Below are 14,550 nucleotides of genomic sequence, written 5' to 3'. Positions count from 1 at the left end.
CCTGGGTCCAGGGCGGCTAGGGCGCGGCGGATAGTCGACTCCGACGGTAGCGGCCGGCCTTCCTTGATGCCGAGTTCGGCCAGGTCGCCGGGGTCCAGATCGGCTATGTGCTCCCAGACGGCCAGCAGGGTCCGGCAGCCGGCCAGCACCCCCACCGCCGCCAGAGCCAGCACCACATCAAGCCGATGACGGCGCCCGCGCCGACCACGAGGGTCAGGAACCGTGGCGAACACCCCCACCAGGGACTGGCGCGACAAGGGCGTGGTGGTGGATGCTGACACAGCGGCGCGACCTCTCCGGTATCGGGATTGTTAGCACCACCTATCGTCACCGGCGGGTCGCGCCGCGCCCCCGCAAACACACCGAAAACCCCAGACATCAGACAACCCACCACCGACTTTGCCGACCCCCTGGCCCTTCTGCAAGCAGTGGCTGAACGCCTCCGATGGGATCATCTACCTCCCGGCGGTCCTGCACCGCTACTTCCCCACGCCGGCGCACGACAATCTGGGGTTCTACTGTCTTGGTGTCGGAGCAAAGAACGATTTCGCGCTTATGATGTCAAGTCAGGTTGTTGACGTCCAAGCTCTTGGAGCTGGGCAGAACGGCCAGTTCTTTCCACGCTGGACCTGGGAGCCGGTCGACCGGCCCGTCCGGGACGCGGGCATGCTCGATCTGGGAGCGGGGGCGAGCGGCGTCGTCGGCAATGATGGTGGGAGCCCGGATGGTGAGGGTGCGGGCGAGGTGATTGGCGGCTACCGCCGGGTCGACAACATCACCAACGCCACTCTGCGTGCCTACCGGGAGGCCTACGGGCCGACGGTCGGCAAGGATGACGTCTTCTACTACGTCTACGGGCTGCTGCACTCGCCCGACTACCGAGCCCGCTACGGCGCGGACCTGAAGAAGTCCCTGCCGCGCATCCCGCTGGTGACCTCGCGCGCGGACTTCGTCGCCATCGCCACCGCCGGGCGCGGGCTGGCGGACCTTCACCTGGACTACGAGAACGTGGAGCCATGCGAGCTGACCCTGACCCTCGACGGGAAGGAGGTGCCGTGGGCGGAGCGCGACGCGATTGACCTGGCTTTGCTACACGTAACCAAGCTGCGCTACGGCAAGACCCGGGTGGACGGAAAGCCGGTCGCCGACAAGACCAGCATCGTCTACAACGAGCACGTGACCGTGTCGGGCATCCCGGAGGCGGCGCAGGACTACCTGCTTGGCTCGCGCAGCGGCCTGGACTGGCTAATCGACCGCTACCAGGTGAAGACCGACAAGGCCTCGGGCATTGTCAACGACCCCAACGAGTGGATGGCCGAGGGCGCGGGCCAGGGCGAAATGGCGGGGCCCCAGCCCCGCTACCTGCTCAACCTCATCGCCCGCGTCACCACCGTCTCCGTGCGCACCCAGCAGATCGTGAAGTCCCTGCCCCCGCTGGACGTGCGCGACTGACCGCGATCCCCCGGCGGGTGCGTCATGTTCTCGCCGATTTGTGGCGGGAGCCGACGCACTCGGTGGTCAGTAGCGGGTGAGCCAGGCCTGCCGGTCGGGATGAACGCTGCTGTCGTCCGGTGCGGTCACCGTGTACCCCGCATCGCGCAGCACCTCTGCGGCCACATCGGGAAGCGAGGCCGCCATGGCGCGCACCTGATCGGCTCGCCAGGCCACACGCTGCTTGGTGAGGACTTCTAGGGCGTCGTCACTGTGGTCCACGCCGAGGTCATGGATGAGCATCTCCAGGAAGTCCTCCAGAGTGGGCCGCAGTCGCGGACCGCCCGCGGGAAAATGAATGTCGGACAATTGCGGTGCTCGTTCCGCGCTGGCCCGGCGGGCCACCTCGCGCCTGGCGCTTCCGACGCCGTTGCGGGTCATGGCGAAAGTCCAGTCATCGCGATGGGCGTGGACCTGGAGGTGGCAGCACGGCACATCGGAGTGCGGGTGGCGTAGATATTCCAGGCGTACCAGGGGTTCACTGCCTTTTGCAGGCAGCAGGATGAAGGCCGACTTCTCGACGAGCATGAAGGAGTGGCGCGCTGACGCCGTGCACTCGTAGTGGACCTTCAACTTCAGCAGGCGCCTCCCGCCCACGGTCAGCGCCACCGCTTTGTCTCCGGGGGTGGCGACCGTCGCCTTCCAGACGTTCTTGTGGGTAGCGGCATCAGCGACGAAATCGGGCGCATCGGGGCACACCGTGCGCACGGTGGCGGTGGTCTGGGCCGCGAAGTCGTGGGTCTGGCGCTCCTGCGCCGAGAAGTCCTCCATCAGTCGGACAAGAGGAAGGTGACGGCGTGGTACTCGGAGAAGAGGGTGGCCTCGTCTTCGTCGTAGTCCCAGTCCTCCTCGCGCTCAAGCGCGCGCTCAAGACTGCCGAAGCGACGCGTGAGCTTATCGACCACATCCGTCTTCCGAGCCTTGAGCTCATCCTCTGTGAACACGCGGACCAGGTTGTTCGTGGGTGCTGACATGCGGACCTCCTTCCTGCTTCCTCCACTGTAGCCGCACCGTATGACAGGAACCAGCGCTCCTAGCAGGTCGCCCGCGCCACCGCATGCCATGTTGCGTAACGGCGACGCCCACTACCCAACCCGGTTGAGACGCCGCAGTCTCCGCGACGCCGTGCGTACAGTGTTCCCAGCCGACGCCGAGGATGAGAATCCTTGGGACCCAAGGAAGGGCGGGATGACGGTGAGCGACGAGGTCGAACTCAGCGAGCAGTGGTATAGGAGGGTGGAAACGGGCCATGAGGGTACGCACCTAGCAGAGTCGCGGAGGACGCCGGGGGCCTTCGCCAGTGGCGAGTTGGATGATGACACGAACCAGGTAGTGAACTCTTCGGAGTGGGTAGCAGACGATCCGTACGAAGATGACACGGTTGACGAAGGCAACATGGGAACGCTTATTGCCTGTGCTGTGACCGCTGTTGGAACGGCTGCTATCACATATGTGGCAACAAAACACTTGCATCCATGGTGGCTGGAACGTCGAAGGCCTGCGGTCGGTCGCCTTTGGAAGAAGGTGACACATCAAGATGAAGAAAATCGAGAGGAACTGACGCTGCGGGAGGTCGACGAGGTGGTCGGTAGCGAAATGACTCCCGCAGACTTGTCCGATGCCGTAAGGCTTGTGCGTGAGAACCTTGGTACGGAAGAGGCTCAGCGTGAGCTTCTGAATATCCTCGTTCACGCCGCGGCCATCGCGGCATCACTACGCCGACTGTCGAACGCAGCGATCGACGACCGCGATCGCACTGTGCTGGAGTGGAGGAAGGCACTGGAGGGGCTTGCTACGGAAGAAGTCGCGGCCTGCATCACCTCTTTGCTGGAGAAGGCCGAGACGGATGACGAGCTTGCACGGCTCCTCGCGGGACTGCTCGGTGTACATGAGGATGACCTCTCGTCGATGCAGTTGGTAGACCGCCAGGCGGTGGCAGAAATCCTGCGACTCCCGGAGGAGTAGATCCGCTATCTGACGCGAACCCGGTCGGTCTGTTGGATGCCTGCCCGGTCGTGCATCTGGATGAGACCCGCGCGAACCTCGTCATAGATTATTGAGGAAGTAGTGGCCGCTGTCTCAATCGAGACGACAAGGGCGTAGCGGATGCGTTCGATACGGCCGCTCTTCTGCCCATCCCTCATGCACTCGACATGGATCGGGAAGACATCGCCGTCGTTGAAGGTCATCGCCTTGTACCCGTCAATGACCTCGTGCTGGAGGCTTCCGCGCCGCACCGCGTGGTGGTCGGCGTCCACGCGGTCTCCGCCAGCAAGCCTCATGTCGGGAGTCGTGAAGTAGACTTTCGCCGCTCGATAGGTGTTGAGGCCCCGAGTCGTCGGCGCCCAGTAAGCGAGCGTGATGACGAACCGGTGCCACTCCGCTTTGCTGCGTAGGGACAAAGGTAATGGAAGCTCGTACGTGTGACGCTCATCGAGGCCGATCTCGTTGCCAGTGATCACCACAGCCCGATTGACGGCGCCTCTGGATCGATCCGGATCAAGACGTCCATACCCGAGGATCGGGGTCAGATCCTTGCGCGATGATTGCGGGGCAATCTCCTTCTGCCAGTCGCCCCACGAGCATGTATGCGCGAGCAGTGCTCGGACGAGGAGCGGGTGGAACACCCTCTCGGGAAACCTCGGTGTCTCTGTGTCGCCGGGAGCGGCTTCCAGGGCGTCGAATAGCATGCTCGCCTCCCGCGTCACAAGTGCGGTGGCATGACTCGTACCGCAGTCGAACATGGTCTTGTCCGTCGCCCCGGACGTTCCTGGGGAGGCGACCTGAACTCCCGGGCCCTGGAGGCGGGTAGGTGCACGATAGAGATCGACGTGCTCTTCCGAGCCGGGCAGTGGACGGCGGAAGAGCATCCGCCCGCCGTTGTGGAACAGGTCGGGTTTGATCGATCGGGAGACGCCAGGACCGGTTGCGGAGTAGAGCGCAGGAGAGTCTGGGCGCGTCAGGTCCCAGGCCGTCGAAGAAGGGGCGACCTCATCTGCGGCGTCGGCGTGGACTGCTCCGACCGTGATCGCGTTCATCGCGTCCCCGGGCGGATAGATCCCGCGTAGCAGCTCAGAGGAGAAGACTGCCTGGCTGGCCGCCTCCTGCGCGCTGTTAGCATCCCTGGCGGCGGTGCTGGGAACGCGGATCGGGCCGGCGTGGTTGCCAGCGCTCACGACGAAGAGGATGTTGTACTTCAGTGCGAGCCAGTCCAGAAGACGGCCGACCGGACTCATCCGCCTGATGAGGGGCCTGTCCCGATCTCCGATGGACAGGTTGATGATGCGAACACTCGGCGCCCACGCCGGCCGTCCAGACTCTCCCACGAAGAGGCGCCTGACAGCACGGTGAAGGAGGTCCACGAGCAGGGTGTCCGGTAGGACTCGTTCAGCGTACTCCCCGGGCTTCCACTCTTTAGGTTGCATGATCGGGCGGACGTAGAGCGGCCGCTCCAGCGGCTCACCCGGCGCTGACAGATCACCATGGATGATGAGGGATGCCATCGCCGTGCCGTGCGAGCGCGCGGAGACCGGGTAGTCGCCCTCGACGCCGTCCGCGTCATCGATGAGGATCCTGCCCGCTAACGCATCGTGGTTCTGCACGGGAAGCCCGTCAAAAAGGGCGATCCGAGGCTTGCTTTGGCTGGGGTGACCGATGGGGAAAGAAGTGGAGCTGGTCTGTGAGGGATGAGGTGCGACGACGCTCATAGGTTTGAAAGGGCTGACAAACATGACCTCTTCCGCCCTGAGCAACCGGATCGCCTGCGCGCCTCGTCGCACGACGTCCTCGACCTGCTGGCGCGGGAGCTCTACGAGGAGGGCGTGATAGCCGATCTCCTCGATCCGCGCACGGTTGACGACTCTCCCGCCGCAGTCGCTCAAGATCTGTATGATTGTGCGCTCGGCATCTGACCTCCGCCCGCGGTCGCGGTGGTACCACAACTCGACTTCTGCACGCACCGGGCTGGAGGACTGGCCTACCACGGCGAGCGTCTCCTGCCAGTGACGGAGGAGACCGGTCTCCCGGATGCGATCCTCAGGGCCCCAGCGGCGAACGTCTGCGAGTTGAGCGAAGGCGTCCTTGAACTTGCTCAGACCGTGTTCCAACTTGATATTGGGATCGTCCTGCCAACGCTTGAACAGGCTGATCAGCTGGTCGACGGCCTTCGCGTTCGTCATCGCGAGGTAGAGCGAGTGCGGAACCGGCTTGTCCGTACGTCCCTTCTTGCTGTCCTCCATATGGAAGTCGTCGTCGGGCTCGGAGTCCTCTCCAAGCATCTCCGCGAGAAACTCCAGACCTTCGATTCTTTCCACGGCCCTGTGGAAGTCCTGGACTGAGCCCGCCAGGTCGAGCACGATGACCAGTGAGGGATCCACCTCTGTTGGCGTATCCGTCCCTGCCTCAACCCGTTGAGCGGCGAAGGCGTCAACAAGTTCTGTGAACTTGGGCCCCAGCCGTTCACCCTGGCGCTTGCCTCCGGGACCCGCGACTTTCGGGAGCGGGCGACCCTTTGGCTTGACCCTGCCGCCTTCAGGCACGTGTGGAGGGTTGAACGCCAGGAGCGGACGTATCTGCGCGGTCACGATCGAACTGATCCCTGCCAGTGCTCAAGCCGTTCCTTAACGATCCTGCGCGTGTCCGCGCCAGGCGTCTCGAGGATCGTTCGGCGTCGGACATCCAGAGCGAACTCCTCCAATTCGGCGTAGCTCGCGCCGACGAGCTTGTCAGCCAGGGTGCGCGGCGTGTAACCGAGGTCCCCTCCGAGTCGGTCGGCGAGCCGCTCCAGGAACCTGGTCGCCTGAGCTCTCGATGGTGCTTTCAACTCAGTGCGCACCTGGAACCTCCTCCATGCCGCGCGGTCCAGGAGTTCACTGTGGTTAGTCGCCCCCACGAGGATGACATGCGGAGGCAGGCGGTCGATCTGGAGCAGTAGCGTGGAGACGACGCGCTTGATCTCCCCCGTCTCATGCTCGTCCGCTCGCTCCTTGGCAATCGTGTCGAGCTCGTCGAAAAAGAGGACACAACGGCGTGTCCGCACGAACTCGAAGGCGCTGTCCAGGCGGGCCGCGGTCTCCCCGAGGAAACTGGAGACCACGCCTTCGTAGCGTATCACGTAGAAGGGCAGCATCAACTCGGCCGCAATTGCCTCGGCCACGCTCGTCTTGCCGTTGCCAGGAGGACCCGCCAGCAGTAGACGGTGGCGTGGTTCGATCCCGTAGCTGCGCAGCAGATCCGCGCGCTGCTGCTCCTCAATGAGCTCAGCCACAACGCGGCGAGTTATCGGGGCTAGTTCCAGGTCATCTAGACGCCGTCGCGCCACCACCTCATGAACAAGGTCGCGTACCGATGCAGCATGATCATCGCGCGGCAGCCCATGCCCAGTCGTGGTGATGATTTCGGACAAGCGATCTGCGAGCAGGTGGTGCTGGTTGGCGCGTTCCTCGGCGATCAGGCCTTCGACCACGATCCGAAAACGGTCGCGGTCGCCCCGCCGCTCGGCTTCGACCAGGTCCAGTAGTAGATCCGCTCGTGCCATGCTCTCACCTCCCGGGGCTGAATCTGCGGGCATGCAGGTTGGGCGGTCTTCGCTAGCAACGCTACCTCGGCTAGCGATGCTGGAGTTGCTAGCAACGCTGCAATTGCCTCTCCCGCTTGCGTTTCCTGTAACGGTAGCGCAGCCCACCGACTCAATCGCGGAGGCCAACGCCGGATTTCTCCCGCGGACGGTGGCGACAGCCCGGGAGCAATGCCGCCGCACACCCCGCACGCCGCCCCGTCCCATGAGACGCTTTCGGCTACGCACCGCCCCCCGGCTATCGTGGGCCCATGCGCGTGTACAACTTCTCCGCGGGCCCAGCCCAACTGCCGCTGCCTGTGCTTGAGCAGGCCGCCGCCGAGCTCACCGACTGGCAGGGTTCCGGTATGAGCGTGCTGGAGGTCTCCCACCGCGGGAAGGACTTCGTCGCCTGCGCCGCTGACGCCGAGGCGGCCTTCCGCCGCGTCGCCGGCGTCCCGGACGGCTACCGCGTCCTCTTCCTGGCCGGCGGCGCCACCGGCCAGTTCTCCGCCATCCCCATGAACCTGGCCGCCCGCGGCGCCACCGCCGCCTACCTCAACACCGGCCAGTGGTCCAAGAAGGCCATCAAGGAGGCCGGCCGCCAGGGCGTGGACGTGCGCGTCGTCGCCGACGAGTCCGCCTCCGCCTACACCACCACCCCCGAGCCCGGCTCCTTCACCGTCCCCGCCGACGCCGCCTACCTGCACTACACGCCCAACGAGACCATCGGCGGCGTCGAGTTCCCCTACATCCCCGACGCCGGCGACGTCCCACTCGTGGCCGACTTCTCCTCCACCTACCTCTCCCGCCCCATCGACGTCGAGCGCTTCGGCGTCATCTACGGCGGCGCCCAGAAGAACCTCGGACCCGCCGGCCTGGCGATCGTCGTCGTGCGTGAGGACCTGCTCGGCCGCGCCCGCGAAGACGTGCCCGCCATCTGGGACTGGAAGGTCATGGCTGGCGCCGACTCCATGCTCAACACCCCGCCCACCTTCTCCATCTACCTGCTCGGGCTGATCCTGCACTGGATCGAGTCCACCGGCGGCCTGGAGGCCATGGGCGAACGCAACCGCGCCAAGGCGGAGCGCCTGTACGCCGCCATCGACGCCTCGGACTTCTACACCAACCCTGTTCAGGCGCGCTCCCGCTCCTGGATGAACATCCCCTTCACCCTGGCCGACCCCGCCCTCGACGCCGACTTCCTCGCCGGCGCCGACGCCGCCGGATTGACCAACCTCAAGGGCCACCGCAGCGTCGGCGGCATGCGCGCCTCCATCTACAACGCCATGCCCGCCGACGGCGTCACCGCCCTGATCGACTACATGACCGAGTTCGAGCGCACCCGCGCCTGACGGTCAGGTAAGCCCAGTAGAACCGCAGGAGAAGCCACAGCCATGACCAAGCAGTTCCGCATCCAGACCCTCAATGCCATCTCCGGCGCAGGCCTGTCCCGCTTCCCCGACGAGCGCTACGACGTCGGCGGCAACGTCACCGATCCCCACGCCATGCTGGTGCGCTCGGCCAAGCTGCACGACGTGCCGATCCCCGACTCGGTGATGGCGATCGCCCGCGCCGGCGCCGGCACCAACAACATCCCCGTAGACGCCATGACCCGGCGCGGCATCCCGGTGTTCAACACCCCCGGCGCCAACGCCAATGCCGTCAAGGAGCTGGTGCTCGCCGGGCTGTTCATCGCCTCCCGCAACCTCATCCCCGCCGCCCGCTTCGCCCACGAGCTCACCGGCGACGACGCCGAGATCGCCCGCGCCGTCGAGGCCGGCAAGAAGCAGTTCGTCGGCTTCGAATTGCCCGGCCGCACCCTGGGCGTGATCGGACTGGGCGCGATCGGTGTGCAGGTCGCCAACGCCGCGCTGGGGCTGGGCCTGACCGTGGTGGGCTTCGACCCCGGCATCAGCGTCGAGCACGCCTGGCACCTGAGTGCCGAGGTGCAGCGCGCTGAATCCATGGAGGAGGTGTTCCGCCGTGCCGACATCCTGACCGTGCACGTGCCGCTGATCGAGTCCACCCGTGGCCTGGTTTCCACCCAACGTGTGGCACTGATGAAGGCGACGGCGGTGCTGCTGAACTTCGCCCGCGCCGAGATCGTGGACGAAGCGGCCGTCGTCGCCGCCCTGGATGAGGGCGCCCTGGGCGGCTATGTGTGCGACTTCCCCTCCACCGCCGTGCACAAGCATCCCAAGTGCATCTCGCTGCCGCACCTGGGCGCCTCCACCAAGGAGGCCGAGCGCAACTGCGCCCTCATGGCCGTCGATGAGCTGCGCGGCTTCCTGGAGGACGGGCAGGTCCACAACTCGGTCAACTTCCCGGAGGCGGTGCTGCCGCGCGAGCCCGGCACTCGCCGCCTGGTGATCGTCAACCAGAACGTGCCCAACATGGTCGGGCAGGTCTCCACCCTGGTGGCCGAGCGGGGCCAGAACATCGCCAACCTGCTCAACCGCTCCCGCGGCGACCTCGCCGTCACGCTGGTCGACGTTGAGGGCGAGCTCGGCGAGGACATGCTGGAGCAGTTGCGCGCCATCGACGGCGTCTTGTCCGCCCGCGCCCTCGAACCCGCCGCCTAAGGGCGGACACTGGCACCGTAGCCGCACCTTTGGGCAGGGCGGTGCGGCTGTGCGCGGTTGGCTGTATGACTGATCAATGCCTGATCAGATCAGCTTGATGCGAGACACCTCATGTGTGCGGATGTTCTTGATCTGAAGCACCTGCTCGGGGTCCTTCAACTCGTCGTCGATGAACTTCAGCAGGCCGGTGGCCTGGCGGACGATGTCGGTGACGGTGGTCCCCTTCTCCTTAGCCAGGGCCCTGAGTGCCTGCGCGGTCTCGTCGGTGATGTTCACGCTCAGTCGCGTTGTGGCCACGATAATGCTCTCCTTCGGTATGCCGTGGATTAGCCGGCACGACACCTGACTTCGCCATCACAGTACATCCTGAGGATGTAAATGTCCACATGGGATGTGGTTGCTATGTGGATAGAGGTGGACTGCGAGGGTCCTTGAAAATGTATAGGGTGTGGACAGCTGAATCACACCCATGTAGCGTAGGTCATGGTCGCTCCTTTGGCTGCATACCACTGCGAGGGGCTTCAACCCGGGAGGGAGATGGGCAGATGACATCACCGGCTACTGCGGGCGATCAGCGCGAAGGCATTGGAAGGACGGAGACTGTTCACGCGGCGGGAGCCTCTGAAGGCGGCATACGAGTTGAACGATCGTCGTCGACGTCGCGTGAAGAGCCTGTCGCGGCCGAGGCGGGCGTGCCGGATGGGGTGGAGGCTGGCGAGGCTGCGGGAGACGCTGGCGGGGAGGTGAAGCCGATTGATGAGGCCGACACGGTTCCCGCCGAGGGGCGTCTGGAGGGCAACATTGATAAGGAGACCTACATAGAGTTCCGGCGTGAGGGTATGCGCAGCTGGTTGGCATATGTGCTGGGTGTAACGCTGATCGGCGTGGTGGTAGTCGGAGCGGCGGGCTGGTTGTTCTTTGGGCGGCCGCTGCAGGACTGGGTGACCTTCACTGCACCGATCTTGACCATGATCGCGACGGTATCCGGCTTCTACTTCCGAGACCGTCAGGTTGAACCACGGCGACAAGATCAGTGATGTGAGTTACTGAGGTGGTTGATGATGAGGGCAAGATGCGACGCTGCGGTCTTGGGACGTCGGCTGCTTCCCCGGGTCCTCAGGCGCCCCAGACCGGGCCTTCCCTTCCGCGCCCATCTGATCTACTATCTAGTAACTACTAGATAAGCGGCGACGGCGCCGCACAGGAGGGCACAATGACGCAGCACTCGGGCCGGCTCATCTTTGGAGCCGCCTACTATGACGAGTACACCCCCGCCGCCGCGGGCCCCGACCGGCTTGAACGCGACATGCAGATGATGGTGGATGCAGGCTTCACCACCATCCGTATCGCCGAGTTCACCTGGGGCACCTGGAACCCCGCCCCCGGCGTCTTCGACTTCACCCACATCGACCGCGCCCTCGACGCCGCCGCCGCGCACGGCCTGGACGTCATCATCGGCACCCCCACCGCCGCCATCCCCACCTGGCTGGCCTCCCGCCATCCCGAAGTCCTCGGCGTCACCGCCGCCGGCCCCAACAAGTACGGGCCACGCCAGAACATGAACATCCTCGCTCCCGCCTACCGGCTCTATGCCGAGGCCGCCATCCGCGCCCTGGCCGAGCACACGGCGCCGCGCGCGCACGTCGTCGGCTTCCAGCTGGACAACGAGACCAAGTACTACGACGCCGCCAACGCCGACATTCAGCGCGCCTTCGTCGACAGCCTCAAGCAGCGCTTCGGTGCTGGACAGGAGGGCCTCAACGCCCTGAACTCGGCGTTCGGCCTGAACTACTGGTCCAACCGCGTAGGCGCCTGGGAGGACTTCCCCGACGTCACCGGCACCATCAACGGCTCCCTGGCCGCCGCCTTCGATGCCTTCCGTCGCCGCCTGGTCACCGATTTCCTCGCCTGGCAGCGCGCCATCGTCGACGAGTACCGCCGTGAGGACCAGTTCGTCACCCACAACTTCGACTACGAGTGGCGCGGCTACTCCTTCGGCATCCAGCCCGCCGTCGACCACTTCCAGGCCGCCGACGCCGTCACCCTGGCCGGCGTCGACATCTACCACCCCGGCGAGGACCACCTCACCGGCAAGGAGATCGCCTTCGGCGGCGACATCTCCCGCTCTCTGAAGGACGGCGCGCCCTATCTCGTCCTTGAGACGCAGGCGCAGGGGCAGATGGGCTGGCTGCCCTACCCCGGCCAGCTGCGACTGCAGGCCTACTCCCACCTCGCCTCGGGCGCCTGCGGCGTCATGTACTGGCACTGGGGCTCGATCCACAACTCCTTCGAGACCTACTGGAAGGGCCTGCTCTCCCAGGACTACTCGCCCAACCCCACCTACCGGGAGGCCTGCGTCATCGGCCGGGAGCTGAAGGAGCACGCCGCCTCCCTGGCCGGGCTGAGCAAGCGCAACACCGCCGCCATCATGGTCTCCAACGAGGCCTGCACGGCCCTGGAGTGGTTCAGCCTCGAGGCCGGCTTCCCCCGCAGGCTCGCAGGCGGCGGCGCCGGCTACAACGACGTCGTGCGCTGGGTCTACGACGCGCTGTTCGACCTCAACATCGAGGTCGACGTCGTGCCCGCCGACGCCCCCCTGGAGCGCCTGCAGCGCTACGACCTCCTCGTCGTGCCCGCCCTGTACAGCGCACCGCAGTCCACCATCGACGCCCTGCGCGCCTACGCCACCGGCGGCGGGTCGCTCATCACGACCTTCCGCACCGCGGTGGCCGACGAGAACGTCCAGGTCTGGAGTGACCGCCAGCCCCACGGCCTGTCCGGCCTGCTCGGCCTGGGCACCGACCAGTTCACCCGGCCCGAGGGCGTGCGCCTGGCCCCCACCGGGGCGCTGGCGCGGGTCCTCGACTCCCCGGTGCTCACGGGCACGGAGCCGGTTGACCTCGACGCCCGCGTCTTCATGGAGCTGCTGACCCCCATCGAGGCCCCCGAGGGGACGGGGCAGGTCGAGGTGCTGGCCACTTACGAGCACCACGCCTGGTCCGGCCCCGCCATCGCCCGACGCCGCCTGGGCGAGTCCGGCTCCGTCACGCACCTGGCGACGTGGACGAGCCCCGAGCTCCTCCGGGCCGTCGTCCTGACCGTCCTCGACGAGCGCGGGCTCATCGGCTGGCCCGAGATGCTGGGCGGGACGATCACCGTGCGCCGCGGCACCAACGGCCGCGGTCGGCAGTTGGGCTACTTCCTGAACTACTCCCACGACGCCGTCGAGATCGCCCTGCCGGTGAGCGGGGACGACGTGCTCGGCACCGCCGCCGCCCCGGGCGCCCGCCTCGAGGCCGGCACCACCGTAACCCTCCCCGCCTGGGGCGTCCTCGTCGTCGAGGCCTGAGCGGGCCACTGACAGCGGCGAAACGCCGCCAACCAATCGCAACGAAGCACAAAATCCCCGCCATTAGGAGAACCCATGACCGACACCAGCCCAGCCAACGTCTCCGCTGCCAAAGCCGCCGGCTTCCAGTTCTACGCCACCACCGAGGCCGACCCCTGGTTCACCCCGGACACCCCTGTCACCATCGAGCCCATGCAGACCTTCCCCGGCGCCTTCCTGCGGCTGGACGCGCCCGCCCAGGAGATCGACGGCTTCGGTGTCTGCTTCAACGAACTCGGCTGGGTGGCGCTGTCCCGCCTGTCCGAGGCCGAGCGCACCGAGGTGCTGCGGCAGATCTTCGCGCCCGGTGTAGGCACCAACCTCACCGTGTGCCGCATGCCGGTGGGCGCCAATGACTTCGCCACCGACTGGTACTCCTACGACGAGGTAGACGGCGACTTCGCCCTGGAGCACTTCAGCATCGAGCACGACGACGCCACCCTGGTGCCATACATTCAGGCCGCCAAGGCCCACCGGCCCGACCTGACCCTGTGGGCCTCCCCCTGGGGGCCGCCGTCGTGGTTCAAACGCAACAAGCACTACGCCTGCGCCGCCCCCAACCCCATGAGTGAGCAGACCAACTTCGACAACGGCCTGTCCCCGGACAACCAGATCGAAGAGGGCACCGACGGGCTGATTCTCACGGAGGAGGTGCTGGACGCCTACGCGCGCTACTTCGGCAAGTTCATCGACGCCTATGCCGAGCGCGGCATCGACATCTCCATGGTCATGCCGCAGAACGAGTTCAACTCCGCGCAGATCTACCCCGCCTGCACCTGGACGCCGGAAGGCCTGATCGCCTTCCTGAAGCACCTGATTCCGCAGATGGAGCAGCGCGGCGTGGAGGTCTTCTTCGGCACCATGGAGCGCCCGGATGACACGATGGTGGAGAAGGTGTTGGCCGATCCGGAGGTGGGCCCGCACATCGCCGGCGTCGGCTTCCAGTGGGACGGTAAGCGGGCCGTGCCCTTCATCCACCACAACCACCCGGAGCTGAAGATCTACCAGTCCGAGCAGGAGTGCGGCGACGGCAAGAACGACTGGCGCTACGCCCGCTACGCCTGGACCATGATGCGCCACTACTTCAACAACGGCGCCAGCGTCTACGACTACTGGAACCTGGCCCTGGACGAGGGGGGCGTCTCCCGCTGGGGGTGGAGCCAGAACTCCCTGGTGACCGTGGACCCCGAAACCGGCAGGAGCCGCTTCACCTACGAGTACTACGTGCTGCGGCACCTGTCCGGCTTCGTGCAGCCGGGCGCCCGCTTCGTGCCGGCGCTGTCCTACACGGGGTATGAGAACCTGCTGGCCTTCCACAACCCGGACGGTTCGGTGGTGGTGGCCGCCCAGAACGACATGACCACTCCGCAGGAATTCGTGGTGGGCGTGGGCGGCAAGAACGTGTCCTTCACCGCCCCCGCCGACTCCCTGGTCACCGTGGTGGTGCCAGCCGAGCACGTGGAGGTGGCCCCCAAGCCGCTGGCCTGAGTGGCGCGCGGAGTGCGGGCGAAGGTAGGAAGGCGGTGTCGGTA

At 66.0% G+C, this 14,550-nt stretch carries 12 protein-coding genes and 1 pseudogene; 7 read left to right on the top strand and 6 right to left on the bottom strand.

Annotated elements, in window-relative coordinates:
* Positions 1–281 (bottom strand): transposase family protein (locus tag Q4A20_RS08620; protein ID WP_303122317.1); only part of this gene is annotated, 281 nt, incomplete at its 3' end.
* Positions 282–381: 100 nt separating this feature from the next.
* Here Q4A20_RS08620 and Q4A20_RS08615 point away from each other — a divergent pair.
* Positions 382–1,452 (top strand): annotated as a pseudogene (locus tag Q4A20_RS08615) (type ISP restriction/modification enzyme); the annotation flags it as partial.
* A 66-nt stretch (positions 1,453–1,518) separates the two neighbouring features.
* Here Q4A20_RS08615 and Q4A20_RS08610 read toward each other — a convergent pair.
* Both Q4A20_RS08610 and Q4A20_RS08605 read right to left on the bottom strand, forming a co-directional pair.
* Positions 1,519–2,262, bottom strand: coding sequence for a hypothetical protein (locus tag Q4A20_RS08610; RefSeq protein WP_303122314.1), 744 nt, complete (start codon positions 2,260–2,262; stop codon positions 1,519–1,521).
* On the bottom strand, positions 2,262–2,465 hold the full coding sequence (locus tag Q4A20_RS08605) for a hypothetical protein (RefSeq protein WP_303122312.1): 204 nt from the start codon (positions 2,463–2,465) through the stop codon (positions 2,262–2,264). Before Q4A20_RS08605 ends, Q4A20_RS08610 begins: the two co-directional genes overlap by 1 nt.
* Before the next feature lie 214 nt (positions 2,466–2,679).
* On the opposite strand from Q4A20_RS08605, the gene Q4A20_RS08600 reads away from it, so the two are divergent.
* Entirely contained in the window at positions 2,680–3,456 is a 777-nt protein-coding gene (locus Q4A20_RS08600; protein ID WP_303122311.1) for a hypothetical protein, read from the top strand.
* Between the two features lie 5 nt (positions 3,457–3,461).
* Here the strand turns inward: Q4A20_RS08600 and Q4A20_RS08595 are convergent, their stop codons facing one another.
* Both Q4A20_RS08595 and Q4A20_RS08590 read right to left on the bottom strand, forming a co-directional pair.
* Positions 3,462–6,074 carry a S8 family peptidase gene (locus tag Q4A20_RS08595; RefSeq protein ID WP_303122310.1) on the bottom strand — a complete coding sequence of 871 codons (2,613 nt, stop codon included), beginning with the start codon at positions 6,072–6,074 and terminating at the stop codon, positions 3,462–3,464.
* Complete coding sequence (locus Q4A20_RS08590; protein WP_303122309.1) at positions 6,071–7,027, bottom strand: AAA family ATPase; 957 nt, start codon at positions 7,025–7,027, stop codon at positions 6,071–6,073. The genes Q4A20_RS08595 and Q4A20_RS08590 overlap by 4 nt, the downstream gene beginning before the upstream one ends.
* A gap of 290 nt (positions 7,028–7,317) precedes the next feature.
* Between Q4A20_RS08590 and serC the strand changes: the two genes are divergently transcribed.
* Both serC and Q4A20_RS08580 read left to right on the top strand, forming a co-directional pair.
* Positions 7,318–8,400, top strand: a complete 1,083-nt coding sequence (gene serC / locus Q4A20_RS08585; RefSeq protein WP_303122308.1) for a 3-phosphoserine/phosphohydroxythreonine transaminase — start codon at positions 7,318–7,320, stop codon at positions 8,398–8,400.
* A gap of 42 nt (positions 8,401–8,442) precedes the next feature.
* Positions 8,443–9,630, top strand: coding sequence for a phosphoglycerate dehydrogenase (locus Q4A20_RS08580; RefSeq protein WP_303122307.1), 1,188 nt, complete (start codon positions 8,443–8,445; stop codon positions 9,628–9,630).
* Positions 9,631–9,714: 84 nt separating this feature from the next.
* Here the strand turns inward: Q4A20_RS08580 and Q4A20_RS08575 are convergent, their stop codons facing one another.
* On the bottom strand, positions 9,715–9,927 hold the full coding sequence (locus Q4A20_RS08575; RefSeq protein ID WP_303122306.1) for a hypothetical protein: 213 nt from the start codon (positions 9,925–9,927) through the stop codon (positions 9,715–9,717).
* A gap of 446 nt (positions 9,928–10,373) precedes the next feature.
* Between Q4A20_RS08575 and Q4A20_RS08570 the strand changes: the two genes are divergently transcribed.
* The 3 genes from Q4A20_RS08570 (at position 10,374) to Q4A20_RS08560 (ending at position 14,506) form a co-directional block, all read left to right on the top strand.
* Positions 10,374–10,667, top strand: coding sequence for a hypothetical protein (locus Q4A20_RS08570; protein ID WP_303122304.1), 294 nt, complete (start codon positions 10,374–10,376; stop codon positions 10,665–10,667).
* Between the two features lie 176 nt (positions 10,668–10,843).
* The gene (locus Q4A20_RS08565; RefSeq protein ID WP_303122303.1) at positions 10,844–12,979 is read left to right on the top strand and encodes a beta-galactosidase; all 2,136 of its coding nucleotides are present in this window, start codon (positions 10,844–10,846) and stop codon (positions 12,977–12,979) included.
* Positions 12,980–13,054: 75 nt separating this feature from the next.
* A complete protein-coding gene (locus tag Q4A20_RS08560) occupies positions 13,055–14,506 on the top strand; it encodes a glycoside hydrolase family 30 beta sandwich domain-containing protein (RefSeq protein WP_303122301.1) in 1,452 nt (483 codons plus the stop codon).
* Positions 14,507–14,550 lie beyond the last annotated feature (44 nt).

The sequence above is a fragment of the Actinomyces sp. genome, assembly GCF_030530635.1.
Lineage (GTDB): Bacteria > Actinomycetota > Actinomycetes > Actinomycetales > Actinomycetaceae > Actinomyces.
The sequence above is the reverse complement of the archived record's forward strand: the minus strand, read 5'-3'. Positions and strand labels throughout refer to the sequence as shown.

Bases quoted from the DNA above. Each gene is read 5' to 3' on its own strand.
- Q4A20_RS08610 (WP_303122314.1), bottom strand. From the start codon at position 2,262: ATGGAGGACTTCTCGGCGCAGGAGCGCCAGACCCACGACTTCGCGGCC.
- Q4A20_RS08605 (WP_303122312.1), bottom strand. From the start codon at position 2,465: ATGTCAGCACCCACGAACAACCTGGTCCGCGTGTTCACAGAGGATGAG.
- Q4A20_RS08600 (WP_303122311.1), top strand. From the start codon at position 2,680: ATGACGGTGAGCGACGAGGTCGAACTCAGCGAGCAGTGGTATAGGAGG.
- Q4A20_RS08590 (WP_303122309.1), bottom strand. From the start codon at position 7,027: ATGGCACGAGCGGATCTACTACTGGACCTGGTCGAAGCCGAGCGGCGG.
- serC (WP_303122308.1), top strand. From the start codon at position 7,318: ATGCGCGTGTACAACTTCTCCGCGGGCCCAGCCCAACTGCCGCTGCCT.
- Q4A20_RS08580 (WP_303122307.1), top strand. From the start codon at position 8,443: ATGACCAAGCAGTTCCGCATCCAGACCCTCAATGCCATCTCCGGCGCA.
- Q4A20_RS08565 (WP_303122303.1), top strand. From the start codon at position 10,844: ATGACGCAGCACTCGGGCCGGCTCATCTTTGGAGCCGCCTACTATGAC.
- Q4A20_RS08560 (WP_303122301.1), top strand. From the start codon at position 13,055: ATGACCGACACCAGCCCAGCCAACGTCTCCGCTGCCAAAGCCGCCGGC.